Below are 24,518 nucleotides of genomic sequence, written 5' to 3'. Positions count from 1 at the left end.
CGTGGGTTCACTCCTGGGCGATGCGCAGGGCCTGCGCCGTCAGAAAGGGGCTGCCGACCAGGGCGAACAAGGCCTCGGCACCGAGCAGCGAAAGATGGGGTGCAGCACTCTGCCCGGCCAGCACGGCCTGCACGGCGCCCGCGCCGAAGATCAGCACCGGCGCCAGCAGCGGCAGGACCAGCAGCAGGATCAGCGCACCGGCGCTGCGCACGCCCGTGGTCAGCGCCGCGCCGAGCGTGCCAACAAGGCTCAGCACCGGCGTTCCGATCAGGAGGCCGGCCACCAGCACGAGCAGGGCTTCGCCGCTCAGGCCATAGAGCAGGCCCAGAAGCGGCGCGAGCAGCACGAGCGCCGCACTGCTGACCAGCCAATGGGCAGCAGACTTGGCCAGCGCGAGCAGCCACAGCGGCTCGCCGCTGAGCATCAGCTGGTCCAGCGTGCCGTCGGCCTGGTCGGTGGCAAAGAGGGCCGGCAGCGGCAGCAGGGCCGCGAGCAGGGCCGCCATCCAGATCAGGCCCGGCCCGATCTGGCGCAGCAGCACCAGATCCGAGCCAATGCCCAGCGGTTGCAGGCCGGCGATCACACCGAAGAAGCCGAGTGGCAACAGCGCCTCGCCGCGGCGGCGCAGCGCCAGCCGCAGGTCGCGCTGCAGCAGCGCCCAGGCCAGCGAGGGCTCGCGGGATGGGTGCGGCTCGGGTCGGGCGGGCCGGATGGGTGCCGGCATCCTCAGCGTCAGGGCTTCGTCGCGCTTCATGCGCCCGCTCCCCGCGCCTCGACCCAGTGCTCCAGCTGCGGCAGGCGGTCAAAGCCCAGCGGCAGATGGCTGCTCAGCACACAGGCACCGCCCATCGCGCGATGGCCGTACAGCGCCGCGCCCAGCGTGGCCACGCCCTCGCCGTCCAGCGCATCGAAAGGCTCGTCGAGCAGCCACAGCCGCGCGTCCTCCGCGAGGCTCAGCCGCGACAGCGACAGGCGCCGGCGCAGGCCCTGTGACAAGGCACGCGCCGGCAGGTGGCGGCGGCTCCACAGGCCCCAGGTCTTGAGTGCTTGATCGAGTGCCGCTTCGCCACGTTCGAGCCGGCACAGCCGCGCGAGGAAGCGCTGGTTCTCGGCCACCGTGAGCTCGTCCTTCAAGGCGTTCTGATGGCCGACGAAAAGGCTGCGCACTTGCGGCGCCAGCCACAGCTCGCCACGGGCCGGGCGGGCCAGGCCGGCGAGCACGCGCAACAGGCTGGTCTTGCCGCAGCCATTGCGACCGCGCAGCCAGACCGAGCCGCCCACCGCCAGCGTCAGACTCTGGTCGCGGCAGACCAGGCGGCCACCGCGCTCGCAGGCCAGCTCGCAGGCGCGCAGCAGCAAACCCGCCTCAGAGGTCATAGCGCAGGCCCAGGTAGTAGAAGCTGCGGTTGGAGGACTCGTGCCGCAGCGGGCCGTCGGTCTTGCTGAACTCCATGCTCAGCTCGCCTTCCAGCACCAGCTTGGCCGTGCTGCGCTTGCTCAGACGCAGGCCCGGCGCCCAGCGGCGGCTGTCGGTGCCGGTGTCGTCGCGCTGGCGGTACAGGCGCAGCGAGGGCTCCATCAGCCAACCCTCGCCAACGGCCGAGCTGTTGTTGTAGGAGAGGAGCTCGCCCCGGTAGCTCGGGCCGCGCAGCAGGGTCAGCAGCAGCACATGGGTGTCGCGCGCCGAGTACAGGTTGGTGCCGATCAGCTGCAGGCCGCTGCTCCAGATGTTGCCGGTGCCGGGCTGGCCGCTCGGCAGGATGTCGGCCACCGGCGGCAGCGCGCCGACATTGGTCAGGCGCAGGTCCAGGCCCAGCTGCCAGCTCGGCGTGAGCGGCCGCGTGATCGAAACCATGCCTTGCGTGCTGAAGGCCGTGGTGTCGCGCACCTGCTGGCGCAGCAGCGGCAGGCTTTGCGTCAGCAGCAGCTCGTAGAGGGTGCGCGCCTGCACCTGCAGCACCGGGTTCTGGAAGAACAGGCTGTTGCCCAGCATCAGCATCGGCGTCGAGCGGCGGTCGTACAGCACATTGACCACCGTGTTGTCCTGCCATTGCCAGGTGGCCTGCAGCGAGCCGATGTTGAGGCCCTTGAGCAGCGGGTCGTAGTCGAGCAGGCCGAGGGCCGTGACCGGGCCGGCCAGCAGGCGCAGCTCGCTGCCGATGGCGCGGCGATCGACCTGGCCATCGACGCGCTGCTCGATCGCATAGAGGCTGCCGCCCAGGCCCTTGACCAGGAACTCATCGGCCTCGATGGAGGTGCCGTAGAAGTAGCGCTTGGCGTCGAGCAGGTGATCGGAGGGCTGACCGACCACGCCGCTCAGCCGCCATTTGGGCGCGAACTTGTAGCCCAGCTGCAGACCATCGAAGCGGCCGATCACGCCGCCGCCGGTGGGCGATTGCCGGCCCAGGCGCAGGTTCAGGCCCATCGACGTGAGGCGGTAGTCGGCATAGAGGGCCGACAGCTTGTTCTTGCTGCGATCACTGCGCAGCAGGTCGGCGCTGTAGGTATCTCGCAGCACCAGGCGCAGGTCGCTGTCCGCATCGCGGCGGCGCCAGTTCACGTCGACGCTGGAGATGATCTGCTTCTGGTCGGTGCCCGACAGCGAGGCGTCGCTGACCAGCTCGGGCAGGCCGCCCAGCGGCGAGTCCTGGAAGTCCTGCGTGCGGATCTTGGACTGCCCCCCGTAATAGAAGCTCGACAGCGAGCCGCTGAGCGTGGTCGTTGCTGCGGCCTTGCCGTCCGCACCGACCGGCGCCAGCACCGGCGTCGGTGGAGGCGCCAGCGTCAGCAGCGCCTCCCTTGCCCGGCCGGCGCCCTCACCCTTCAGATAAAGCTTCAGGTACAGCTCGAACTCGGCGCGCGCTCGCTCGGTGTCGCCCTGGCGCCAGCGGGCCTGGGCGATCAGCTCCTGCGCCTCGGCCGTGCGGCCATGCGGCGGCATCGCCAGCACTTCTTCCAGCCTCACGATGGCGGCCGTGTGGTCGCCCTCCTCGCTGTGCTTGCGGGCCGCAGCCAGCAGCGCGGCGGAACGGGCCTCATCGGCCTCGCCGAGCGCCGCAGGCATTTGCGGTGCGGTGGCGAGCGGCGCGGTGGCGGCCTGGGTCTCGGCGTTGGACGGCGCGGTATCGATGGCCACCTGCGGGAAGCGCGACTTCAGGGCAGCGATCAGCGAGCGGGCCTCGGCCTCGCTGGCAATGCCAGTCACCAGCGTCTCGCGCAGCGGTCGGCCCTCGACCTGGCGGCTGCGCACCAGAACGGTGTAGCTCTGCAAGAGCACGGGCACGGCCTGGCCGGCATCGTCGCCCGCCAGCTGTTGCAGCAGCAGGGTCACGCCGGCTGATCCAGCGGATCCCGCTGATGCCGCCGATGCCGCCGGTCGCGGTGCGGCGGCGGGCGCCACCGACTCGGCCAGCAGGCTGCCCTTGCCACGCAGCAGCAGCTCGATACTGCGGTTGCCCGCGCCGGCGCGGGCCTGGTAGGGTGTCTCGCCGAAGAAGCGCAGCACCAGCTTGCGGCTGCGCTCGGTGCCGCCCGCGCTCTCGTCGGTCACGATCAGGAGCGGCGCGCCGGCCGGTGTGGTGAGCCGGCGCTCGGCCGTGATCAGGTTCAGCGCGTCGCGCGTGGGCAGCAGCTCGTAATAGACCTGGCCCAGGTCGCCGCTGCGGGCCGCCACATTGCGCTGGAACTGCAGTGGCGTCACGAAGCGCACGACAACCAGGGCATCGTCGCCCTGACGGCGCAGCTCCACGTCGTCGATCAGCTGGGCCTGGCTCGCGGCGCTGCACAGGGCGAGGGTGGCGGCCGCCAGCAGGCGCCGCATCGTCATGGCGTTCATCAGTCCCATTTCGTGTAGGGGGTGCCCTTGTTGCCGAGCGGGCGATGGCAGCCGGACTCGGAACAGTCGGTGGGCACCGGTGTCTTGGTGCGGTGGGTCAGGGACTTGCGCTCCATGTTGCCCAGGTAGGCCGTGCCGGTGGCATGGCAGCTCTTGCACCAGCCGGCGCCACTGCCCATCGAGGCGTTGTGGTTCATCTTCTGGGTCCAGGTGGTCACGCTGGTGTGGCAGGCGCTGCATTCCATCGCCGCGCCGTTGAGCAGCTGGTTCTCGGGAATGTGGTTGCTCGGCTTGGCCGTGGCGCCCTGCGAGGTGTAGCTGCCGTTGTGGCAAGTCTTGCACTGGCCGGTGATGCTGACGTTGGCGTGGAAACGGCCGCCGGCCCAGCTGGCATAGCCAGCCTTGTGGCAGGTGTCGCAGTTGGTGATCACGGCGCCGCTGAGCGACTGGTAGGGGATGTGGCCGGCAGGCTTGGCATCGGCCGGCGGGTAGGCGCCGCTGTGGCAAGTGCCGCACTGGTTCACCACCGTGACCTGGGTGTGGTTCCACTTGGTCGGCTTCCAGGCCGCGGTCGTGTGGCAGCTGATGCAGTTGGTCGTGCCCACCGGCATGTGGCTGGCGGCCTTGCCGGTGGCGGTGCTGCCGTTGTGGCAGCTGGCGCAGTTGGTGGCGACGGTGAAGCCGCTGTGATCCACCTTGGCCCCGGTCCAGGTGCTGGTGCTCTTGTGGCAGTTCTCGCAGACCGTCTGGCCGGCGTGTATGGTCGTGGCCGGGCGCACGCTCAGGTGGCAGGTCGAGCAGCTGTTCGTGACCGTCACGCTGGCGTGCAGCCTGGCCGGTGTCCACGAGGCATAGCCGGCCTTGTGGCAGGTGTCGCAGTTGGCCGCCGCGATCGTGCCCACCAGTTGATAGGGCGTGTGGGTGGCCGGCTTGCCATCAGCCGGCGGATAGGCCCCGCTGTGGCAGCTGGCGCACTGGCTGGTCACCGGCAGCTGCGTGTGGTTCCACTTCGTCGGCTTCCAGCTGGCCGTGGTGTGGCAACTGATGCAGTTGGTCGTGCCCACCGGGATGTGCACCGCCGGCTTGCCCGTCGCACTGCTGCCGTTGTGGCAGGTCGAGCAGTTGGTGGCCGTGGTGAAGCCGCTGTGATCGACCTTGGCACCGACCCAGCTGCTGGTGCTCTTGTGGCAGTTCTCGCAGACGGTCTGGCCCGCATGGATCGTGGTGGCCGGGCGCACGCTCAGGTGGCAGGTCGAGCAGCTGTTCGTGACGGTCACGCTGCTGTGCAGCTTGGCCGGCGTCCACGAGGCATAGCCGGCCTTGTGGCAGGTGTCGCAGTTGGAGGCCGCGATCGTGCCCACCAGCTGATAGGGCGTGTGCGTGGCCGGCTTGCCATCGGCCGGCGGGAAGGCACCCGTGTGGCAGCTGGCGCATTGACTGGTGACCGGCAGCTGCGTGTGGTTCCACTTCGTCGGCTTCCAGCTGCTGGTCGAGTGGCAGCTGATGCAGTTGGTGGCCGCCACCGGGATGTGGGCGGCCGGCTTGCCGGTCGCACTGCTGCCGTTGTGGCAGCTGGCGCAATTGGTGGCCACGGTGAAGCCGCTGTGGTCCACCTTGGCGCCAGTCCAGCTGCTGGTGCTCCTGTGGCAGTTCTCGCAAACGGTCTGGCCGGCGTGCGTGGCATTGCCGGGGCGCGCGCTCAGGTGGCAGGTCGAGCAACTCGTGGTGACGGAGACACTGGCATGCAGCTTGGCCGGTGCCCAGGCCGTGTAGCCGGCCTTGTGACAGCTGTCGCAGTTCGCCGAGGCCAGCGTGGACACGAGCTGGTAGGGCGTGTGCGTGGCGGGCTTGCCATCGGCCGGCGGATAGGCGCCGCTGTGGCAGCTGGCGCATTGGCTGGTCACCGGCAACTGCGTGTGGTTCCACTTGCTCGGCTTCCAGCTGCCCGTGCTGTGGCAGCTGATGCAGTTGGTCGAGCCCACCGGGACGTGGTTGGCCGACTTGCCGGTCGCGCCGCTGCCGTTGTGGCAGCTGGCGCAATTGGTGGCCGCGTTGAACGTGCCATGATCAACCTTGGCCGTGCTCCAGCTGCTGGTGCTCTTGTGGCAGCTCTCGCAGACGGTCTGGCCGCTGTGCGTGGCATTGCTCGGCCGCACGCTCAAGTGGCAGGTCGAGCAGTTGCTGGTCACCGCCACGCTGCTGTGCAGCTTGGCCGGCGCCCAGGCCACGAAGCCCGCCTTGTGGCAGCTGTCGCAGTTCGCAGCCGCGAGGGCAGGCACCAGCTGGTAGGGCGTGTGGCTGGCCGACTTGCCATCGGCCGGTGGGAAGGCGCCCGTGTGGCAGCTGGCGCATTGATTGCTCACCGGCAGCTGCGTGTGGTTCCACTTGCTCGGCTTCCAGCTGGACGTCGTGTGGCAGCTGATGCAGTTGGTCGAGGCCACCGGGATGTGGGTGGCGGACTTGCCCGTCGCACTGGCGCCGTTGTGGCAGCTGGTGCAGTTCGTTGAGGCGTTGAACGTGCTGTGGTCGACCTTGGCCGTGTTCCAGCTGCTGGTGCTCTTGTGGCAGCTTTCGCAGACGGTCTGGCCGGCGTGGATCGCCGTGTTGGGCTTGCTCGCCGCATGGCAGCTGGCGCAGCCCTCGCTCACCGCCACGCTGGTGTGCAGCTTGGCCGGCGCCCAGGCGGTGAAGCCGGCCTTGTGGCAGCTGTCGCAGTTCAGTGCCGCGAGCGAGGCCACGGCCGTGTAGGGCGTGTGCGCGGCGGGCTTGCCGTCAGCCGGCGGGAAGGCACCCGAATGGCAGCTGGCGCACTGGTTGCTGACGGGCAGCTGCGTGTGGTTCCACTTGCTCGGTTTCCAGCTGCCGGTGCTGTGACAGCTGCTGCAATTGGCGCTGCCCGTGGGAATGTGCTGACCGGGCTTGCCGGTGGCACTGCTGCCGTTGTGGCAGCTGGCGCAGTTGGTCGAGGCATTGAAGCTCGCATGGTCGACCTTGGCGCCGCCCCAGCTGCTGGTGCTCTTGTGGCAGCTCTCGCAGACGGTCTGGCCCGCATGCACCGCATTGGCTGGCTTGAGGGCCGCATGGCAGCTGGCGCAGCCCTCGGTCACCGCCACGCTGGTGTGCAGCTTGGCGGGGGTCCAGGCCGTGAAGCCGGCCTTGTGGCAGCTGTCGCAGGCCAATGAGGCGAGCGAGGCCACACCGGTGTAGGGCGTGTGATTGGCCGGCTTGCCCGTGGCCTTGCTGCCGTTGTGGCAGGTCGCGCAGGTGCCGGGCGCCACGCCGGCATGGTTGAAGGCCGACAGCGGCTTCCAGGCGCTGGTGCGGTGGCAGCTGTCGCAGGACAGGCTGGTCAGCACGTGGTCGCTGGGCTTGCCGCTGGCGATGGCGCCGTTGTGGCAGCTGGCGCAATTGCCGCTGCCGACGCCACTGTGGTTCATCTTGGCGCCGGTGAAGCTGCGGGTGTTGTGGCAGCTGTCGCAGCTCTGGCTGGTCGGGATGTGATTGGCGGGCTTGACCGTGTTGGTCTTGGCAAAGCGGGCGCCGCTGGTATGGCAGGAGTCGCAATCGCGCGGCGTGCCCTTGAACACACCGCCGATGTGGCAGCTTTCGCAGCGCTGGTTCTGGTGCGAACCCGTGAGCGCAAAGCCGGTGCGCAGGTGGTCGAAGTCGTTGCTGGCCGCGCCAGCGAGCGTCTGCGACAGCCACAGCAGCAGGCCGAGGATCCAATGCAGGGCTTTCATTGGCGGGCTCCTGGTGCGGTGTGGCGGACCTGGTTCCAGCGCGTGGTCTGGTGACAGCTGTCACATCGGGGTCCGAAGCTGCGGTCGTGGACATCGTCCTTCTGGTGGCAGCTGATGCAGTCGCGGCCGAGCGGCGCCGTCTTGCGGCCTGCCGGTGCGGGCTCGCGATGGCAGCCCTCGCACGCCACCTTCTGGTGGGCGCCGGTCAGCGGGTAGTCGGTCTGGCGCTCATGGTCGAAACGCCAGAGCCGCCAGGCGCGCACGTTGTGGCAGCTGTCGCAGGCCGGGCCGAGACGCGCCTTGTGGCGGTCGTCCTTCTTGTGGCAGCTGAGGCAGTCACGCGGCGTGTCGCGGTAGCGCAGGCTCTGGTGGCAGGCCTTGCACTCGACGGCCAGGTGCGCACCGGCCAGCGCGAAGCGGGCCCGGTTGTGGTCGAAGCGCGCCAGCTTCCAGCGCTGCTCATCGTGGCAGCTGTCGCAGCGCTCGCCGAGCTGGGCTTCGTGCTTGTCGTCCTTCTTGTGGCAGCTGATGCAGCTGCTCGGCGTGTCGCGGTAGCTGCGCACATCGCGGTGGCAGTCGCGGCACTCGGTCTTGGCATGGGCGCCCTTGAGCGCGAAGCGGGTGCGTCCATGGTCGAAGCGCGGCGCCTTCCAGTCGCTCTCGGTATGGCAGTCGGCGCAGCGCTCGCCCAGCGTCTTCTCGTGCTTGTCGTCCTTCTTGTGGCAGCCCACGCAGGTGGTCTGCACCTCGCGATACACGAGGCTCTGGTGGCAGTCGTTGCAGCGCGGCTTCACATGCCGACCGAGCAGCGGGAAGGCCGTGCGGTCATGGTCGAAGCGCTGCACTTCCTTCCAGCCCTTCTCGCTGTGGCAGCTGCTGCAGTCCGCACCGAGCGTGCCCTTGTGCTTGTCATCCTTCTTGTGGCAGCTGGCGCAGTCGGTCGGCGTCTTCTCCTTGTAGAGCGCTCCGGTGTGGCAGCTGGTGCAGCGCACGTCGCGGTGCTTGTCGCGCAGCAGGTACTTGGTGTCGACGTCATGGCGGAAGCCGATGTCACGCCAGCGCTTCTCGCCGTGGCAGCTCTCGCACTTGTCGCCGAACTGGGCCTTGTGCTTGTCGTCCTTGCGATGGCAGGCCACACAGTCGCGCGGCGTCTCCTTGTATTCGCGCGTCTTGTGGCAGGACTCGCATTTGGCCGGCGCATGGGCACCGTTGAGCGCGAAGCGGGTCGTGCTGTGGTCGAAGCGGGTGTCGCGCCAGTTGCGCTCGTCGTGGCAGTTCTCGCACTTGGCGCCGAGGGCCGCCTTGTGGACGTCGTCCTTCTTGTGGCAGCTCAGGCAGTCATGGGCGGCGGCGCTGTACTTCCTGCCTGGTGCATGGCACTTGGTGCAGTCGGTGTCGGCGTGCTTGCCCCGCAGCAGGAAGTCGGTCTGCTTGTGGTCGAAGGCCTTGGTGTCGAGCGGCGCGATGTTCATCTCACGCCCCCGGTGCTCGGTGTGGCAGCCGCGGCAGCTCTGCCCGGCCTTGAGTCGGCCGTGCAAGCCCGTGTGCTCGCCCAGGTCGCGGGCGATGTCCTTGTGGCAGTCGGCGCAGAGCTTGTCCTGGGCCTTGCGGTCGAAGGGCGTGTGGCAGCTGCGGCAGCTCTCGTCCCACTTGGCGTGGGCCTTGGAAAGCGTGCCGGGCGAGAGCACCGATTCCATGCTCTGCGCGCCGGCCAGCGCTGGCCAGCACAGCGCGAGCAGCAGCGCCATGAACACTGCCAGGCGGCTCATGGGCGCTGCTCCGGTCCTCGATGCCTGACTGCTGCATCGTGCATCTCTTCTAGTAGGCGTGAACGGCGATGACATGCGCGATCGCGCACAGCACCATCAGGTAGACGAAGGGCACATGCAGCACATGCCAGAGCGAGAACAGCCGCGTGGCGCTGTCGTACTGGGCCACACGCTGCACGGCCGCCAGATAGGCCTGCACGCGCTCGCGCAGTGGCAGGTACTCGGCACGCAGGCGGTTGGGGCCCCAGTCCTTGGCGCGTGCGCGCTCGCGCAGCGCCTGCTTCAAGGCCCGCAGACAGGCGCGCCGGACTTGCCAACGCCGCCAGGGCATCCACACAAAGGGTTGCAAGTGGCGCTGCCAGGGGCCGGGCGTGCGCAGCGCGCCTTGCTCGAAGTCAATCAGCGCCTGCTCCACGGATGGCGCAAAGGCCAGCGACTGGTGCAGGCCGTCGTGCTGCAGGCCCAGCTCGCGCTGCAAGGCAGCCAGGCCTTCCAGCTCGCCGCTGAGGCCGCGGTGCGTGCGCAGGTAGAGGAAGCGACCGACCACGCCGCTGCCGGCCACGATCAGCATGCTGTACAGCGCCACGCCGGCGTTGAGCGAGCCGATCTGGAAGGTCGAATGCACGAGGATCAGCACCGGCCCGGCAATGCCCAGCACCATGTGGACCGCGAACCACCATTTGGCCGCGCCCCAGCGCTGCATCAGCTTCACGCGCTTGCGCAGCGGATAGGCGAACAGCAGCAGCATGCTGACGCCGCCGGCCACCCCGAGCCAGTAGCCCAGGTCGGAGGCGGCCTTGAGGCCGGTGCTGCGCACCAGCCACCAGGCGCCGAGCACCAAGGCGGCGATGGCGGCATAGAGCAGGCGCTCGCGCTGGCGCGGCGACACGGCAGCCGTGCGCAGCGGCGCGGCAGAGAGGAGCAGACTGGACTTGCTGGACATGTCAGGCAGTCTGAAGACGACCGACGCGGCCTGCATTAAGCGCGTGAGCAGATGTAAAACCGCGTTGCACTCGCGCCGCAGCAAGGAGATAGGCAGCGGCGACGCAGTCGGCTGTACAAAGTGGGACGAGGGGCATGCAGGTTTGCAGGCGCGGCTCGGCGAGCCCAGGAACGCCTGGCGGCGATGCTTGGCCCGCCAGCTGAAGCCCGGCTGAAGCCGCGCCGCCCGGGAAAACACCCGGCGCCGAACTTCATGCTGACTTAAGGCATGGCCATCAGGCTTGGCCGACCATGCCCCCTGCCGAAGCAGTTCCTCCCGCCACCGCCGCCAGCCGGCGTGCCCAGCATGTCTGGATCGCCAGCCCCGATGCCTCCTTGGGCCTGGCGCTGGGCGACCGCATGGCCGCGCAGGGCTGGATCGTCAGCCACGCCAACAGCTGGTTTCATGCCTTCAGCCCGCCGCCGCCCACGGCCAGTGTCCAGGTGATAGACAGCCAGTGGACGCTGGAAGCCTGGCCCGACTACCGCCCCGCCCCTTTGCCCACGGTGCACTGGTGCGATGCCGTCGAGCTGCCCCTGCTGCTCGACTGCCGCAGCTGGCCGAGCGGTGACGCCTTTGTGCTCAAGCCCTACGAGACCTGCCAGCTGGCGGACTGGGTCGAGTCGCTGCAGGCGGGACAGGCCGGCAATCTGCAAGCCCTGAAGCGCTGCGGGCCCATGCTGCTGGACCTCTCGCAGGGCCGCGCGATCTGCCAGGGCCGCGTGACCCCATTGCAGGGCCGCCAACTGGAGCTGCTGCGCATGCTGGTCGAGGCCCAGGGCGACCTGGTACCGCGCGCGCAGATCGAGGACCAGCTGTACCGCTGGGGCGAAGAGCTGGGCAGCAATGCCATCGACGTGCACATTCACGCACTGCGACGCAAGATCGGCCCCGGCTGGATAGAAACGCTCCGCGCGCGCGGCTACCGGCTTTGCCCGACGGGCGACGCCCCGACCACGCTCTGAGCTTCGGGCGTTCAGCCCCGGATACGCGCGGCGCGGGGCCGCATCACGGCTTGGTTGCTGCCGGCTTGTTGCCACCCATCGGGCTGGCCTTGGCATCGGCCTTCACGCACTGCATGAACTCGCGGCCGGCCGGCTTGGCCTTGCAGGTCTCGATGGCCCCGATCTCGGCCTTGCATTGCTGAACCTCGTCGCCGGTGAAGGCCTTGCAGTCCAGCGGGTTGGCGAGCAGGTAGTCGCGATCGCAGGCATGGTGCGCCTCGCCCGTGAACTTGCCGCACTGGGCCGCCACCTTGGCATGGCGCTCGCAGCGGGCCAGCTCGATGCCGGTGCTGCCCTTGCAATCAACCTCATGCGCCTGGGCCGGCAAGGCCGCAGCGAACAGCGTGGCGAGGGCGAACAGGTGACGGCGGGCGAGCTTCATGGGCGGTCCTTGGGATGAAGTGAAGTGCGGCGATTCTGGCCGAGAACCAAGCCCCGCTCCCTCCCATTCCGGCGCAGGCCTTGTCGCCAGCTTACGTTTACGTAAACGTCAATCAACCCTAGAATCGCGCCCAACTTGCTGATAGAACCGGCACAGCGCCCGCCTGCGCCGACAACGGAGACTGCCCCATGACCGACCTGTCCGCCGAATACAAGGCGCTTGCTGAGTACCGCCCCAAGAACAAGGTTCGCTTCGTCACGGCGGCCAGCCTGTTCGACGGCCATGACGCGGCGATCAACATCATGCGGCGCATCCTGCAGAGCATGGGCGCCGAGGTCATCCACCTGGGCCACAACCGCTCGGTGGACGAGGTGGTCACCGCCGCCCTGCAGGAAGACGCGCAAGGCATCGCCATCAGCTCCTACCAGGGCGGCCATGTCGAGTACTTCAAGTACATGGTCGAGCTGCTGAAAGCACGCGGCGGCGACAAGATCCAGGTCTTCGGCGGCGGCGGCGGCGTGATCGTGCCGGCCGAGATCCGTGACCTGTCGGACCACGGCGTGCGCATCTTCAGCCCCGAGGACGGCCAGCGCATGGGCCTCGCCGGCATGATCGGCGAGATGGTGATGAAGTCCGACCAGGACTTCACGGCCGATGCGCCCACCTTCGTGGCTGCGATCCAGGGCCATACCGAGGCCGCCTGGCGTTCGCTCGCCCAGCTGATCACGGCACTGGAGAACGGCAAGGCCGATGCCGGCGTCATCGCCCAGCTGCAATCGGTCGCCAAGGGCATCAAGACCCCCGTGCTAGGCATCACCGGCACCGGCGGCGCCGGCAAATCGAGCCTGACCGACGAGCTGATCCGCCGCCTGCGCCTGGACCAGGACGACGCGCTGCGCGTGGCCGTCATCTCCATCGACCCCTCGCGCCGCAAGAGCGGTGGCGCCTTGCTGGGCGACCGCATCCGCATGAATGCGATCTCGCCTTGGGGCCAGGGCCCGCGCGTCTACATGCGCAGCCTCGCCACGCGCGACTTCGGCTCCGAAATCTCGGCCGCCCTGCCCGACGTGATCGCCGCCGCCAAAGTGGCCGGCTTTGACCTCGTGATCGTCGAAACCTCCGGCATCGGCCAGGGCGACGCGGCCATCGTGCCGCATGTCGATGTGCCCATGTACGTGATGACGCCCGAGTTCGGTGCCGCCAGCCAGCTCGAGAAGATCGACATGCTGGACTTCGCCGAGTTCGTGGCGATCAACAAGTTCGACCGCAAGGGCTCGCTCGACGCGCTGCGCGATGTGGCCAAGCAGGTCCAGCGCAACAAGGAAGCCTGGACCATCCGCCCCGAGCAGATGCCGGTGTTCGGCACCATGGCCAGCCGCTTCAATGACGACGGCGTCACCGCGCTCTACCAAGCGCTGAAGCCGCGCCTCGCCGAGCTGGGACTCACGCTGAAGGAAGGCCGTCTGCCCATCGCCGCGACCCGCCACAGCACGCACCAGACGCCCATCGTGCCGGCCGCCCGCACCCGCTACCTGGCCGAGATCGCCGACACCGTGCGCGGCTACAAGAAGCGTGCCCGCGCCCAGGCGGCCTTGGCCCGCGAGATCCAGCAGCTGAACGCCAGCGCCCGCATGCTGCTGGAAGCCAACCCCGACAAGCAGAACGCCCGCAACGCCGTGCTGGAACTGGCCGACAGCCGCAGCCAGCGCCTGGATGCCGACGCACACCAGCTGCTCAAGCAATGGCCCGACATGCAGAAGGCCTATGCCGGCGACGAGTACGTGGTGAAGATCCGCGACAAGGAAATCCGCACGGCCCTGGTCTCGACCAGCCTCTCCGGCACCAAGATCAAGAAGGTCGTGCTGCCGGCCTACGAATGCCATGGCGAACTGCTGAAGTGGCTGATGCTGGAGAACGTGCCCGGCTCCTTCCCCTATGCCGCTGGCGTGTTCGCCTTCAAGCGCGAGGGCGAAGACCCCACCCGCATGTTTGCCGGCGAGGGCGATGCCTTCCGCACCAACCGCCGCTTCAAGCTCGTCAGCGAAGGCATGCCGGCCAAGCGCCTGTCCACCGCCTTCGACTCGGTCACGCTGTACGGCGCCGACCCGGCACCGCGGCCCGACATCTACGGCAAGGTCGGCAACTCTGGCGTGAGCATTGCGACGCTGGACGACATGAAGGTGCTGTACGACGGATTCGACCTCTGCAGCCCGACCACCTCGGTCTCGATGACGATCAACGGCCCGGCGCCTTCGATCCTCGCCATGTTCATGAACACGGCCGTGGACCAGAACCTCGAGAAGTTCCGCGCCGACAACGGCCGTGAACCGACGGCCGACGAAGCCGCCAAGATCAAGGACTGGGTGCTGGCCAATGTGCGCGGCACGGTGCAGGCCGACATCCTGAAGGAAGACCAGGGCCAGAACACCTGCATCTTCTCGACCGAGTTCTCGCTGAAGGTGATGGGCGACATCGCCGAGTACTTCGTGCACCACAACGTGCGCAATTTCTACTCGGTGTCGATCAGCGGCTATCACATCGCCGAGGCCGGCGCGAACCCGATCTCGCAACTGGCGCTGACGCTGTCGAACGGCTTCACCTTCGTGGAGGCCTACCTCGCGCGCGGCATGCACATCGATGACTTCGCGCCCAACCTGTCGTTCTTCTTCAGCAACGGCATGGACCCTGAGTACACGGTGCTGGGCCGCGTGGCACGCCGCATCTGGGCCGTGGCGATGCGCGACAAGTACGGCGCCAACGAGCGCTCGCAGAAGCTCAAGTACCACGTGCAGACCTCGGGCCGCTCCCTGCATGCACAGGAGATCGCCTTCAACGACATCCGCACCACGCTGCAGGCGCTGATCGCGATCTACGACAACTGCAACTCCCTGCACACCAATGCCTACGACGAGGCAATCACCACGCCCACCGAGGAATCGGTGCGCCGCGCGATGGCGATCCAGCTGATCATCAACCGCGAATGGGGCCTGGCGAAGAACGAGAACCCGAGCCAGGGTGCCTTCATCATCGAAGAGCTGACCGAGCTGGTGGAAGAAATGGTGCTGGCCGAGTTCGAGAAGATCGCCGAACGCGGCGGCGTGCTGGGTGCCATGGAAACCGGCTACCAGCGCAGCAAGATCCAGGAAGAGAGCATGCACTACGAGATGCTCAAGCACACCGGCGAGTACCCCATCATCGGCGTCAACACCTTCCGCAACCCGCATGGCGATGCCACGCCGGAGACGATCGAGCTTGCCCGCTCGACCGACGAGGAAAAGCAGAGCCAGCTCAAGCGCCTGGCCGAGTTCCACGAACGCCATGCCGCCGCCGCGCCGGCCATGCTCAAGCGATTGCAGCAGGCCGTGATCGACAACAAGAACGTCTTCGACGTGCTGATGGACGCCGTGCGCGTCTGCTCGCTGGGCCAGATCACCTCGGCGCTGTTCGAGGTGGGCGGGCAGTACCGGCGCAGCATGTGAGCGGCGGCGCGGCGCCTACATCCCGCGCCGCATCTCCCGCCCCATGCGGCCTGCCAGCTGCTGCGGTGTGCCGCCATTGCTGCAGGCCTGATAGCCCATGCGGCGCAGCTGGCCCAGGGCCTGCTCGGCGCGCGCGCCGCTGGAGCAATAAAGCACGATGGGCTGGGCCGGATCGGGCACCAGGTGGACGATGTCTTCCATCAGGCGCGGCAGCGGCAGGCAGCGCGCGCCGTCCACATGGCCTGACATGAACTCGGCATAGGAGCGCACATCGAGCACCAGGGCATGGGCTGGCAGCGGCTCGGGCTCGGCCGGACGGTCGGCGTGGTGATGGGGAGGGTCCGGCAGGGGCTGGAAGCCCTCGGCCGGCAGGAGATTGGCGTTCCAGAGCATGGCGGCGCTCCTTGGCGAGAAACGGTCAGTGTGTAACTCCCTGGACGCAGTTCTACGCCTGTTTGCCGCGCCGCGCCAGCGCGTCGCAGAGGCGACGCCCCGTCCCCCTTGCGACTGCAGCACGCCTTCCCCGGCGCTAGCCTGCAGGCTCTACTTGAGGTGCAGCCCATGAGCGATCTGTTTTCCCTGCAGGGCCGGGTGGCCCTGGTCACCGGCGGTTCACGCGGCATAGGCCGGATGATCGCGGCCGGCTTTCTGCGCCAAGGCGCCAAGGTCTACATCTCGGCGCGCAAGGCCGAGGCCTGCGTGGCGGCGGCAGCGGAGCTGGCGGACCTGGGCGAGTGCATCGCGCTGCCGGCCGATGTGTCCACCGTGGCCGGCGCCCAGGCGCTGGCGGCCGAACTGGCGCGCCGCGAAGACGGCCTCGACATCTTGGTCAACAACGCCGGCGCCGCCTGGGGCGCGCCCTTCGACGAGTTCCCGGAGAGCGGTTGGGACAAGGTGGTCGACCTCAACCTCAAGGCCCCCTTCTTCCTCACCCAGGCACTGCATGGCCTGCTGGCTCGCGCGGCCGGGAGCCGGCCGGCCAAGGTCATCCACATCGCCTCGATAGACGGGCTCTCGGTCAATCCGCTGGAGACCTATTCCTATGCCGCGAGCAAGGCCGGCCTGATCCACCTGACCCGGCGCATGGCGCTGCGCCTGATCGAGAACAACATCGTGGTCAGCGCGATCGCGCCCGGCGCCTTCGCCTCTGAGATGAACCGCGCCGCGCGCGACCACGAGGCCGAGGTGGCGGCGCGTATTCCGGCCGGCCGCATCGGCACAGAAGAAGACATGGCCGGCGCCGCCATCTACCTCGCTTCGCGCGCCGGCGACTACGTGGTCGGCGCCACCTTGGTGGTGGACGGCGCCGTCAGCCTGGCCCGGCCCTAGCGGGTTCCCACGCTGGGGCGGCGCGGCCCGTGCGTCTATGCTGGCGCCGTCGTACCAGCCGGAAGCGCCGCCATGCCGCAAACAGATCCCCGGGTCGATGCCTACATCGAGGCCGCGCCCGAGTTCGCCCAGCCGCTGCTGCGCCACTGGCGCGCCCAGGTCCACGCCGCCTGCCCGACGGCCGAGGAGACGATGAAGTGGAGCCGCCCGCACTGGGTCTACGGCGGCAAGATCCTCTCCGGCATGTCGGCCTTCAAGGCGCATTGCGCCTTCGGCTTCTGGTACGACGAGGCGGTCGACCCGGCCCATCGCAAGGAAGGCGCGATGGGCGAGCTCGGCCGCATCGCGAGTCTCAAGGACCTGCCGCCGCAGCGCGAGCTGCGCGCCATGATCAAACGGGCGGCCGCGCTCATCGACGAGGGGGTGAAGCCCACCCGCATGGCACGCCCCGCCGAGCGCAAGCCGCCCGCCGAGGTACCGAGCGACCTGGCCGCCGCGCTGAAGGCCAACAAGGAGGCCTCAGCCCATTTTTCCGCCTTCCCGCCCGGCGCCCAGCGCGAATACATCGAATGGATCACCGAGGCCAAGCGCGAGGACACGCGGCTCAAGCGCCTCGTGCAGGCGGTCGAGTGGATCGCCGAAGGCAAGCGGCGCAACTGGAAGTACGAGCAGTGCTGAGAATGGCTGTGTGCGGCTTCCCCCGGCCCGGCCTCTTGTATCGAGTCCGGGCCTTCGGCAGCCACAGGCCCCTTCCGGGCCCTGTGTGCGGCCTCAGCCCAGCTGCTTGAGCAAGCTCCTGTAAAGCAGCTCGGGCGCCACCGGCTTGGGCAGGAAGTCGTCCATGCCGGCCTCCATGCAGGCCTCGCGGTCGGCCTCGAAGGCATTGCCGGTCAGGGCGAGGATGGGCGTCAGCGCATGGGCCGTCTGGCGGCGGATCGCGCGGGCCGCTTCCAGGCCGTCCATCTCGGGCATCTCCATGTCGAGCAGGATCAGGTCGTAGTGCCGCAGGCTGGCGCGGCGCAGGGCCTCGGCGCCGTTGTCCACCATGTCGACATCCAGCCCCGCCGCCTGCAACAGCGACCAGGCCACCATTTGATTGACCGGGTCGTCCTCGGCCAGCAGCACGCGGCGGCCGGCATGGCGCTCGCGCAGCAGGCGCTCTGCCTCGCTCGGTGCCAGCGCGCCCAGCGGCGGCGCCTCCCGGGCCACCAGCACCTGGGCCACTGGCTGCAGCGCGGCCGGCCTCAGGCAGACGGTGAACCAGAACAGGCTGCCCGCCCCCACCACGCTGTGCACACCGGCCTCGCCGCCCATCTTGCGCGCCAGGTGGCGGGTGATGGCAAGGCCGAGGCCGGTGCCACCATAGCGGCGCGCATTCGAGGTGTCGGCCTGCTCGAATGGCGTGAACAGCCGGCCCAGGGCCTCGGCGCTGATGCCTATGCCGCTGTCGCGCACCTCGAAGCGCAGGTGCAGGCCCTGGGCATCGGTCGATTGCCACTGGGCCGCCAGGCTGATCGCGCCCTGCTCGGTGAACTTGACTGCGTTGGACAGCAGGTTCAGGAGCATCTGCATCAGCCGTGTCGGGTCGCCGCGCAGGCGCGCCGGCAGGTTGCCCATGTCAACCTGCAGCGCCAGGCCCTTGGCCGTGGCCGCATCCGCGAGCTGGGCCACGCTGCGCGAGATCAGCGCAGCACTTTCGAACTCGACCTCCTCCAGCTCCAGCTTGCCCGACTCGATCTTGGACATGTCGAGCACGTCGTTGATGATCTGCATCAGGTGCTGGGCGGCGCCGTCGATGTCGCGCAGGCGGCGGGCCGAGAGCTCGTCGCGGGCCTCGCGCCGCAGCAGGTGCGTGAGGCCGAGGATGGCATTCATCGGCGTGCGGATTTCGTGGCTCATGTGGGCCAGGAAGGCGCTCTTGGCCCGGCTGGCAGCCTCGGCCCGGTCGCGCGAGTGCTCGAGCTCGGCATTCAGCACACGCTGGGCCAGCTCGGCGCGCTTGCGCTGGCTGATATCGAGGGCCAGTACCACGAAGCCGCGCACCAGGCCGTCCTGCACGTCGGGCAGGTACTGCACCCATTGCCAGTCGGGCGCGCGGCCGCGCACCTCGCGCTCGAAGGACTGGGCCTCGCCGCGCAGCGCCGCCCGCACATTGGGTTCGATCAGGGCCCAGTCTTCCGGCGCGAACAGCTCACTCATGCGCTTGCCGAGGATCTGGTCGGACGGCAGGCCGAACCACTCGTGGTAGCCGCTGTTGGCAAAGCGGCAGCGCAGCTGGGCGTCCCAGTAGCCGATGCGGCCAGGCACGTGGTCGGCGATCAGCCGCGCCACCAACTCGCTTTGTGCCTGGGCCTGCCTGGCCAATGCGAGGCCATGCTGGTGGCTGCGCTGGCGCCGGCTGATCACGGCGCTACCTCGTGCCACGCTGCGCCGCTCGGGCGACTTCGGTCCTTGCTGCTCTGCTTGCATAGCCGCTACTCCCCTTCACCTGCAGCCGCTTTTGACCTCATCGGGCCCTGGGAGCGGCAATGGCTAGAGGCATGCTGCCCCTGATTCGGAGCGGCTGCAAGCCCGCGTTTTGAGGATGCTCAAGGCAGCCACACGCCGACGAAGGCGCGCAGCTTGGTCCAGGCAGAGAGTCTTTCGTCGGACAGCACGTCCAGAAAATCCGACAGGCGCTTGGACTTGGCCATGGTGTAGACGGTCAGCGCCACCGTAACAATCAGCGTCAGCACAAAGATCCAGACCCGGCGCGACATCGGCGCCTCGGCCTCGGCCAGCAGGTTCATGCCGAGGAAGCCGGTGGTGATCGTGCCTATCAGGCCGAAGATGGTGACCACGGTCAGGCGCACCACGGTGTTGGCCTGGCGGCGCAGGTTGTCGGTCTCCAGGTAGGCCGCCATGTCGCTGATGCGGGTCTTCACCTCGGCATAGAGCGCCTCGGTGCCCAGATGGCGCTGGCACAGCGCGAACAGCGCGCGCGCCTGGGCCTGCTCGGCCACCGCATGGAACCAGTAGCGGTGGGTGAAGCGCAGAAAGCCCTCGAAGGCGCTGCGGATCGCGCGCTTGAAGCGGCGCACGCTGTCGGCGTCCTGCACATTGAGGCGGCGCAGCGCCTCCACCAGGCGGTCCGAGAACATCAGCACTGTCGCCTTCTGGAAATGCGCGATCAGGAACACGAGGAAATGCTGATGCCGGAACTGCGCCAGCACGCCGCGGTCGCGGCAGCAGAAGAACTCGGCATCGGCCCGACCCACGACCACCAGCGCATGGCCCGAGCCCATGTAGCGCGTGTCGGGTGCGGCGCCGCCCCCCTGCCAGAAACGGTCGTAGCAATGGCGCTGCTCGAAGTCCGCCAGGTGGGCATCGCCAAAGGGCAGTTGGTCGGAGGCGCCAGCGCCGGTAACGAGGCCCAGGCGCACGAAATCGGCGCGCGAGAGGGCCCGTGGATCATCGAGCGCCAGCCAGGCCATCATCGGCATGCGGTAGTACTCGATCTGGCGGTAGCGCAAGGGGCCCGCTTCGGACGAGGCATCGGCCACCAGCGGCCGCAGCAGGAAGTCCCAGTGCGCGGCGATGCGCGGCGCGCGCTCGGCATGCACATGCTGGATGAAGCGCTCGCGCTCGCCGCTGTCGGACGCGGCCAGCACGCGGCCTTCCTTGTCCAGCCACTCGGCGCTGGCCAGCGTGTGCAGCGGCAGGCCCTCCGCATCCCAGCCGGACGGGTAGGCACGGCCCAGGCGGTAGAGCAGCTCCTGCGTCTCATCGAGCGCCAGCGCGCCGCCAGCCAGCTCCACATTGAGCAGCACCACATCGACGTCGAAGAAGAAATACAGGTCGATGTGCACGACCTGCAGCGAGATCGGCGCATGGCCGGCCCGGGTGCAGGCGCGCAGCGAGGCCACGTCGTGGCGGCGGAACACCTTCATGCCGGCCTCGGCCGGCGCATCGCCGCGCGCCTGGGCCGCCGCCTGCCCCTCGCCGTAGAGGAAGCGCTGGACAAAGGGCAGGAAGGTGACGAACTCCTGGTAATGGCGTTCGTGGAAGCTGGACGAGTCTCCGGTGTACTCGTCGACCACCGGTGCCCAGGGCCCGCCCTGCTGGGCGAGCAATTCCCAGGGCCGGCGCGGTGCGGCATCGGCGCCGGGCAAGGGCATCAGCCGCAGCGGCCACAGCAGGATCTGGTGCAGGCGCTGAACCTGGGGCGCCAAGGGCTTGTTGCTGCCAACCTCGCTGCTCATTGCGCCTCCGCGAGCTGCCTTGATCGGCGCAGTCTAGGCCTGAATCACCCGGCGGCGGCCAGGGCCTGCGGGGGCAGGCTGCGCTCGATGCGGTTGCGGCCGCCATGCTTGGCCTGGTAGAGCGCCTTGTCGGCCTTGGCATAGACGCGGTCGGCCGAGAGGCCGCTGTTCGAGGCCACGACCACGAGGCCGGCCGAGACCGTCATGCCGAACTCGCGGCCGTCGCGGGTCGGCACCTTGAGCGCGGCCACGGCCTCACGGATCTGCTCCAGCAGACGCATCGCGCCGGGCTCGTCGGTGGCCGGCAGGATCAGGCCGAACTCCTCGCCACCCATGCGCCCCAGCACATCGGAGCCGCGCAGGCGGCCGCGCACCTCGCTGGCAAAGGCTTGCAGCGCCGCATCGCCGGACTGGTGACCGTACTCGTCGTTGATCTGCTTGAAGTGGTCCAGGTCCAGCATCGCGAACGACACCGGCGAGCCCTCGCGGCGGCCGCGCTCCAGCAGGTGGGCCAGCAGGTCGTCGGTGCTGCTGCGGTTGACGCAGCCGGTCAGGCCGTCGTGGCTGGCCAGGCGCTCCATCTGGATCGCGGCCCGCTCGAAGCTGGCAAGCACGAAGCCGAAGCCGGCGCCCATCAGGCTCAGGAAGGCACACAGAAAGGTCAGGCCCTGGCCCAGGCTGCTGCGCAGCAGGTCGGTGTATTGATCGGGCTGCACAAAGGCGTGCCAGGCCCGCAGCGTCAAGGCCAGCGTGGCGACGGTCAGGGTCAGCCCCACGGCACGCAGCGAGGCCTCGCCGCGCCAGCCATGGCGGAACACAAGATAGACCCCGGGCGCCAGCATGGCGGCGTAGACCAGGGACAGCCAGGCTGTGCGCTCCGACAGTGGCATCTCCAGCATCAGGCCGGTGGCCGACACGGCCGCCATCCAGGCCAGCCAGTAAGGTGCGGCAGGACTCGGCCGGCGCACGAAGCGCTGCAAGGCGATCACATACAGCAGCAGACCGGCGAACAGGAAGGCATTGCCCGCCAGCACCGAGACCCAGACCGGGATGACCACGCGCGCCCCAAAGAGCCCGAAGCCCAGCACAAAGCCCCAGCTGCCCCAGGTCCACAGCGCGAGCTCGGGCTGGCGCAGGGCGCCCCGGCGCGCCACCAGCAGTTGCAGACCCAGCATCAGGTAGCCGCTCAAGAGGGCCAGCAGCAGGGTGGGGATGTCGAGAGTCATGGGTCGCACAGTTTAGGTGGTCGCCCGGGTCAACCCGCCTTGGCAAGCGTGGGCACGCCGCTACGCTGGCCGCTCTTTCGAGCGACAGCCCTTCCCTCCCGTGCACGCCCCTGCCCTCTGCCTCCTGAATCCCCATGCCGCCGGCGGCCGCTGTGCCGCCCTGGCCGCCCCGCTGCGCGAAGCGCTGGACCGCGTGCCTCTCTATCTGCCCGACGATGTAGCGGCCGCCCGGGACCGGCTTCTCGCCCTGCCACCGCGAAGCCGTGTGATCGTGGCCGGTGGCGATGGCACGGTGCACCAGCTGCTGCCGGCGCTGGTCGAGCGCGAGCTGGAGCTGGCCCTGCTGCCCGGCGGCACCGGCAACGACCTGGCGCGAGCGCTGGGCCTGCACGGCCTCGACCTGCGCAGCGCGCTGGCCCGCGCCCACCACGGCCTGGCCGGCGCGATGGACCTCGGTCGCATCGAGGCCAACGGCCAGCGCCATTTCTTCATGTCCAGCCTGGCCCTCGGCTTTGACGCGGCAGTCAGCCAACGCGCTCTCGCGGCGCCGCGCTGGCTGCGCGGCCAGCCGCGCTATGTCTGGGCCACGTTGGCCGAGATCAGCCGGCTGAGACGCTATCCGCTTTGCATCCGCAGCGAGGGCCAGCTGCTGCACGAGGGCGAGGTGCTGTTCGCCTCCAGCCTCAACACCGAGAGCTACGCCAGCGGCATGCCGGTGGCGCCCGGTGCCCTGATCGACGACGGCCGGCTGGAGCTGGTCTGCGTCGGCCGCTATGGCCGCATCGGCGCACTGGCCGCGATGCCGGCCCTGCTGATGGGCCAGCACCTGCGCCTGCCCGCGATCTTCATGCGGCGCGTGCAGGGCCTGCAGATCACGAGTCCGGCACCGCTGCCCCTGGCCCTCGACGGCGAGCCCGTCGCACCGGCCCGCGAACTCAAGATCGAGGTGCAGCCGCTGGCGCTGCGGGTGGTGCGCGGCGGCTGATACGCTTGCCGGCATCGCCGCTACCCATGCCTGCCATGCGCCGCTCTCTGCTCTCCTGGTCCTTGCTGCTCCTGCCTGCCCTTGCCGCTGCCGAAGGCGAGCGCATAGGCGCGGTCGACACCGTGTTCAAGCTGATAGGCCCGGACCACAAGATCGTGGTCGAGGCCTATGACGACCCGGCCGTCGAAGGCGTGACCTGCTATGTCTCACGCGCCAAGACCGGTGGCGTCAAGGGCGCACTGGGCCTGGCCGAAGACAAGAGCGAGGCCTCCATCGCCTGCCGTCAGGTCGGCCCCATCCGCATCGCCAAGCCGCTTCCCAAGCAGGACGAGGTGTTCAACGAGCGCATTTCCCTCGTGTTCAAGAAGCTGCGCATCGTCCGCATGGTCGACGCCAAGCGCAACACCCTCGTCTACCTGACCTACTCCGACCGTTTGATCGAGGGCTCGCCTCAGAACAGCGTGACCGCCGTGCCGGTGGACCGGGCAACGCCGATACCGCTGAAGTGAGTTCAGCCAAACACCAGGCAAGCCGGTGACGGCGTGGCCAGGTACAGGCCGGTGAAGCGCAGGCCGCCATCGCTCTGGCGCTCGAACACCGTCAGCTGCTCGCTGCGCTGGTTGCAGACGTAGAAGAAGCGGCCGGCCGGGTCGAACGTGGCGCTGCGCGGGTAGGAGCCGCGCGTCCATTCATGGCCAAGCAGGCGCGGCGTGCCATCGGCCTGGAGCTCGAAGATGGCGATCGAATCGTGCAGGCGGTTCAGTGCATACAGATGGCGGCCGTCCGCTGACAGGCGCAGGTCCGAGGCATAGCTGCGGCCGGCGTAGCCGGGGCTGAGGCTGCTGGTCTCGCCTCGCAGCTGCATCGCGCCGCTGGCGGCATCGAAGCTCAGCCAGGCCAGCGTCGAACGCTGCTCGTTCAAGAGGTAGACCAGCCCGCCCTGCTGCACGAAATGGCGCGGCCCGCTGCCAGCTGGCAGGACCAGCGATTGCACGGCCGGCCCCTGATGATCGAGCGGAAGGGCCAGCAGGCGGTTGAGGCCGAGATCACTCGCCAGCAGCCAGCGACCGTCGCTGGAGAGCTGCAGCATGTGGGGGTGCGATGGGGCCGTCTCAGGCTGGCTCACGAGCGCGCGCACCGAGCGCGCTGGCAGCGCGGCATCAAGCCCGCCATCGGCCTGCAGCGGCAGGCAGCCCAGCGTTCCGTCGCCGTAATGCGCGGCCCACAGGCGGCGGCGCGCGGCATCGAGGCACAGATGAACCGGACCGGCACCGCCCGTGCCGACTTGCTGCAGCAGGCGCGGCAGGCCTTGAGCATCGAGCGCATGGACGCTGATGCTGCCGCGCGCCTCCTCATGGGCGGCGTAGAGGCGGCGTGCCTGCGGGTCGACCAGCAACCAGCTGGCATTGGCCGCACAGGCGCTGCTGGCCACCGGACGCAGGGCGCCGCTCTGCGGCTCCTGCACCAGACTGAGCAAGGAGTGGCCGGCTTCGGCATAGCAGCCCAGGTGGGCGATCACGGCGGTCGAGGTGTTCATCGCCGCGCA

General features: G+C 68.9%; 18 protein-coding genes. 6 read left to right on the top strand and 12 right to left on the bottom strand.

What is annotated here, in order from left to right; translation table 11 throughout:
* Positions 1–7: 7 nt before the first annotated feature.
* The 6 genes from ccmB to J7U46_RS17885 are packed head-to-tail and all read right to left on the bottom strand — an operon-like array spanning position 8 to position 10,287.
* A complete protein-coding gene (gene ccmB / locus J7U46_RS17910) occupies positions 8–754 on the bottom strand; it encodes a heme exporter protein CcmB (RefSeq protein WP_282828292.1) in 747 nt (248 codons plus the stop codon).
* Positions 751–1,377, bottom strand: a complete 627-nt coding sequence (ccmA, locus tag J7U46_RS17905; protein ID WP_282828290.1) for a heme ABC exporter ATP-binding protein CcmA — start codon at positions 1,375–1,377, stop codon at positions 751–753. The genes ccmB and ccmA overlap by 4 nt, the downstream gene beginning before the upstream one ends.
* Positions 1,367–3,844, bottom strand: coding sequence for a hypothetical protein (locus J7U46_RS17900; RefSeq protein WP_282828288.1), 2,478 nt, complete (start codon positions 3,842–3,844; stop codon positions 1,367–1,369). Before J7U46_RS17900 ends, ccmA begins: the two co-directional genes overlap by 11 nt.
* Positions 3,835–7,575 (bottom strand): cytochrome c3 family protein, encoded by a 3,741-nt coding sequence (locus J7U46_RS17895; RefSeq protein ID WP_282828287.1) that lies wholly within the window; start codon positions 7,573–7,575, stop codon positions 3,835–3,837. The genes J7U46_RS17900 and J7U46_RS17895 overlap by 10 nt, the downstream gene beginning before the upstream one ends.
* Positions 7,572–9,344: a cytochrome c3 family protein gene (locus tag J7U46_RS17890; protein ID WP_282828285.1), complete on the bottom strand. Its 1,773-nt coding sequence runs from the start codon at positions 9,342–9,344 to the stop codon at positions 7,572–7,574. Before J7U46_RS17890 ends, J7U46_RS17895 begins: the two co-directional genes overlap by 4 nt.
* A gap of 49 nt (positions 9,345–9,393) precedes the next feature.
* Entirely contained in the window at positions 9,394–10,287 is an 894-nt protein-coding gene (locus tag J7U46_RS17885; protein WP_282828283.1) for a hypothetical protein, read from the bottom strand.
* Positions 10,288–10,577: 290 nt separating this feature from the next.
* On the opposite strand from J7U46_RS17885, the gene J7U46_RS17880 reads away from it, so the two are divergent.
* Positions 10,578–11,291 carry a winged helix-turn-helix domain-containing protein gene (locus J7U46_RS17880; RefSeq protein ID WP_282828281.1) on the top strand — a complete coding sequence of 238 codons (714 nt, stop codon included), beginning with the start codon at positions 10,578–10,580 and terminating at the stop codon, positions 11,289–11,291.
* Positions 11,292–11,334: 43 nt separating this feature from the next.
* On the opposite strand, the gene J7U46_RS17875 is transcribed toward J7U46_RS17880, so the two are convergent.
* Positions 11,335–11,712 (bottom strand): hypothetical protein, encoded by a 378-nt coding sequence (locus J7U46_RS17875; RefSeq protein WP_282828278.1) that lies wholly within the window; start codon positions 11,710–11,712, stop codon positions 11,335–11,337.
* A gap of 188 nt (positions 11,713–11,900) precedes the next feature.
* On the opposite strand from J7U46_RS17875, the gene icmF reads away from it, so the two are divergent.
* A complete protein-coding gene (gene icmF, locus J7U46_RS17870) occupies positions 11,901–15,191 on the top strand; it encodes a fused isobutyryl-CoA mutase/GTPase IcmF (RefSeq protein ID WP_282828277.1) in 3,291 nt (1,096 codons plus the stop codon).
* 15 nt (positions 15,192–15,206) lie between these two features.
* Here the strand turns inward: icmF and J7U46_RS17865 are convergent, their stop codons facing one another.
* The gene (locus tag J7U46_RS17865) at positions 15,207–15,584 is read right to left on the bottom strand and encodes a rhodanese-like domain-containing protein (RefSeq protein WP_282828274.1); all 378 of its coding nucleotides are present in this window, start codon (positions 15,582–15,584) and stop codon (positions 15,207–15,209) included.
* Between the two features lie 168 nt (positions 15,585–15,752).
* Here J7U46_RS17865 and J7U46_RS17860 point away from each other — a divergent pair, with 168 nt between their 5' ends.
* Together J7U46_RS17860 and J7U46_RS17855 are read left to right on the top strand one after the other, a co-directional pair.
* A complete protein-coding gene (locus tag J7U46_RS17860) occupies positions 15,753–16,520 on the top strand; it encodes an SDR family oxidoreductase (RefSeq protein WP_282828272.1) in 768 nt (255 codons plus the stop codon).
* A gap of 72 nt (positions 16,521–16,592) precedes the next feature.
* Complete coding sequence (locus tag J7U46_RS17855; protein ID WP_282828271.1) at positions 16,593–17,198, top strand: YdeI/OmpD-associated family protein; 606 nt, start codon at positions 16,593–16,595, stop codon at positions 17,196–17,198.
* Between the two features lie 93 nt (positions 17,199–17,291).
* On the opposite strand, the gene J7U46_RS17850 is transcribed toward J7U46_RS17855, so the two are convergent.
* From J7U46_RS17850 to J7U46_RS17840, 3 genes are all read right to left on the bottom strand, one after another.
* The gene (locus tag J7U46_RS17850; protein ID WP_282828269.1) at positions 17,292–18,989 is read right to left on the bottom strand and encodes an ATP-binding protein; all 1,698 of its coding nucleotides are present in this window, start codon (positions 18,987–18,989) and stop codon (positions 17,292–17,294) included.
* A gap of 119 nt (positions 18,990–19,108) precedes the next feature.
* Positions 19,109–20,761, bottom strand: coding sequence for a hypothetical protein (locus tag J7U46_RS17845; protein ID WP_282828267.1), 1,653 nt, complete (start codon positions 20,759–20,761; stop codon positions 19,109–19,111).
* A 44-nt stretch (positions 20,762–20,805) separates the two neighbouring features.
* Positions 20,806–21,987, bottom strand: a complete 1,182-nt coding sequence (locus tag J7U46_RS17840; protein WP_282828265.1) for a GGDEF domain-containing protein — start codon at positions 21,985–21,987, stop codon at positions 20,806–20,808.
* Between the two features lie 100 nt (positions 21,988–22,087).
* Here J7U46_RS17840 and J7U46_RS17835 point away from each other — a divergent pair, with 100 nt between their 5' ends.
* Entirely contained in the window at positions 22,088–22,972 is an 885-nt protein-coding gene (locus J7U46_RS17835; RefSeq protein ID WP_282828263.1) for a diacylglycerol kinase family protein, read from the top strand.
* A gap of 26 nt (positions 22,973–22,998) precedes the next feature.
* On the top strand, positions 22,999–23,481 hold the full coding sequence (locus tag J7U46_RS17830; RefSeq protein WP_282828261.1) for a CreA family protein: 483 nt from the start codon (positions 22,999–23,001) through the stop codon (positions 23,479–23,481).
* 2 nt (positions 23,482–23,483) lie between these two features.
* Here J7U46_RS17830 and J7U46_RS17825 read toward each other — a convergent pair whose 3' ends face one another.
* Positions 23,484–24,509, bottom strand: coding sequence for a beta-propeller fold lactonase family protein (locus J7U46_RS17825; protein WP_282828259.1), 1,026 nt, complete (start codon positions 24,507–24,509; stop codon positions 23,484–23,486).
* Positions 24,510–24,518 lie beyond the last annotated feature (9 nt).

The sequence above is a fragment of the Pelomonas sp. V22 genome (genome assembly GCF_030014915.1).
Lineage (GTDB): Bacteria > Pseudomonadota > Gammaproteobacteria > Burkholderiales > Burkholderiaceae_C > JAUASW01.
The sequence above is the reverse complement of the archived record's forward strand: the minus strand, read 5'-3'. Positions and strand labels throughout refer to the sequence as shown.